Below are 1,970 nucleotides of genomic sequence, written 5' to 3'. Positions count from 1 at the left end.
TTCTGAATAGACAGGAATACGTGAATAATGCAGGAATTCCTTTTTTATAAGAAATTCTTCTAATAACATATTTTCATCTGCAATTGCAACAACTACCCTTGGTGTCATTATTTCCGAAACCTTAACATTTCTGAGCCGAATTATATTTTGAATGATTTTATTTTCTTTTTCATCAAAAATTCCTTCTGCTGTTCCGATGTTTGCCATTGCGGATATTTCTTCTCTACTAGAAGTTAGTTCATTTTTGTTTTTGGAAAACAAATTTGTTAAATAACCTGTCATTACTACTAATGGAAAGGTAATGATTACCATAATATTGATAATTATTCCGGAAACCAATGCCATTCTTCTCCAATATCTTGCCCCTATCGTTTTAGGAATTATTTCAGAGAAAACCAGTATCAAAAGTGTAAGGATAGCTGTAACAATTCCAAAATAATATTCACCAAATATCCTTGTTGCCTGTACTCCAACCCCAGCTGCTCCAATAGTATGGGCAATTGTATTCAAAGAAAGAATTGCCGAGAATGGCCTTTCTATGTTGTTTTTAAGTTTTATAAATATTTTTGCTGATTTATGTCCGCTTTCTTCTTTCACATTCAAGAAAGATACCGGGGTTGAAAGTAAAACAGATTCCATTATAGAACACAGAAATGAAACAAATAAGGCAAGAAATAAATAAAAAAATAGAAGTATCATATTATTTATAGTTTAATATTTTGGATACTGTTCCTTTTGACAATCCAAGTATTTCAACTAACTCTTTTGATTTCATATTATTCTCAGTCATTAGTGATCTGAGTAATTCAATTGGGTTTAAATCCATTAATGAATTATGTTCATTATCCCATTTTTCAATTAGTAAAGTCAATAATTCTACTTCATCTTGCATGTTTTGGTTTTCCAAACAAACTAAATTTTCAAGGATTTTGCAATACTCATTATATTGTTCCTTGGTTTTTACTATTGAATATTTTAATATTTCCATTTTCTACCCTTTCTTGTTATTTAAAAAGAACTTATTTCATACTGTTTCTGTTCATTGCATAGTTTTGTGTATTCTGCATGTGTTCCAATCCACTTTACAAACAAATGAACTTGATTAGTCCCAAAATGATACCGACAAATCATTCGGTAGTTGTTACCACCTATATTAAATATCACTCGGTCTGAACTTTTTCCTAATATATCTGCATTATTAAATGTCGATATAATTTCATTTGGTTCTTTCCAGTCTGCACGCTTTAAAATTGAAAACCATATTTCAAAAGATGCTTTACTTCTCGCATTATTCTTGATATAATCTTCAATTGTCTGCTTTTTAATTAAATGTATTTTCATATCTAATGGCAAAGATATAAACAAAGTTTCACATAGGGAAATATTGGTGGTTTTTTTTCAATATTGCACAACGGCAGTCTGTCTAATAACCCTAACCACCGATTAAATTTTTGTCAAATATAAGGATATGTTTCCTTTACTCAACTTTTCTATGGTCAAAAAAGATGTTAATCCAAAAACACAATTAATTTTTTCTTTTATATAATGAACCGCCAAGTACAGCCTGTGCCGAATACCTTCGGTAAGACCCGATTGGTTTATCTTGAACGAAGTTGAAGGGCTTGGTGGTCCCGACCAAAAGGTGCGGAATAAATTGTGAGAGATACACTTTGTTAGCCGTAGTTTTAACGAAGGAATACTTGTCCGTACGGATCAGCCGCCTACTCAATTAGAGCCAGTGTTTTAAAACTCATTCAATTCGTAATTTGTGCTTCGCCCACCTGATTCTTCTTGTTTCAAAACACCTTTCTCGATTAAATCTTTAATGTCACGCAAAGCTGTGTCTGACGAGCACTTTGTAATCTTTGCCCATTTTGATGATTTAAGCTTACCGTCAAAACCATCAAAAAGTTTATTAAGCATTAAACGTTGACGACTATTCAATTCTGTGTTTTTATGTTTGTCCCAAA

General features: G+C 31.7%; 4 protein-coding genes. All 4 read right to left on the bottom strand.

The window, feature by feature from the left end:
• A partial coding sequence (locus tag U9R42_12275) for a CNNM domain-containing protein (protein MEA3496794.1) occupies positions 1 to 699 on the bottom strand: 699 nt, incomplete at its 3' end.
• Between the two features lies 1 nt (position 700).
• On the bottom strand, positions 701 to 988 hold the full coding sequence (locus tag U9R42_12270) for a helix-turn-helix domain-containing protein (GenBank protein ID MEA3496793.1): 288 nt from the start codon (positions 986 to 988) through the stop codon (positions 701 to 703).
• A 20-nt stretch (positions 989 to 1,008) separates the two neighbouring features.
• Complete coding sequence (locus U9R42_12265; GenBank protein MEA3496792.1) at positions 1,009 to 1,341, bottom strand: type II toxin-antitoxin system HigB family toxin; 333 nt, start codon at positions 1,339 to 1,341, stop codon at positions 1,009 to 1,011.
• A gap of 402 nt (positions 1,342 to 1,743) precedes the next feature.
• Positions 1,744 to 1,970, bottom strand: a 227-nt coding sequence (locus U9R42_12260; protein ID MEA3496791.1) for a DUF4172 domain-containing protein, incomplete at its 5' end; no start/stop codon positions are given.

This window comes from Bacteroidota bacterium (assembly GCA_034723125.1).
Taxonomy (GTDB): Bacteria; Bacteroidota; Bacteroidia; order CAILMK01; family JAAYUY01; genus JAYEOP01.
This window is presented reverse-complemented; position numbering and strand designations above follow the sequence as displayed.

Bases quoted from the DNA above. Each gene is read 5' to 3' on its own strand.
- U9R42_12270 (MEA3496793.1), bottom strand. From the start codon at position 988: ATGGAAATATTAAAATATTCAATAGTAAAAACCAAGGAACAATATAAT.
- U9R42_12265 (MEA3496792.1), bottom strand. From the start codon at position 1,341: ATGAAAATACATTTAATTAAAAAGCAGACAATTGAAGATTATATCAAG.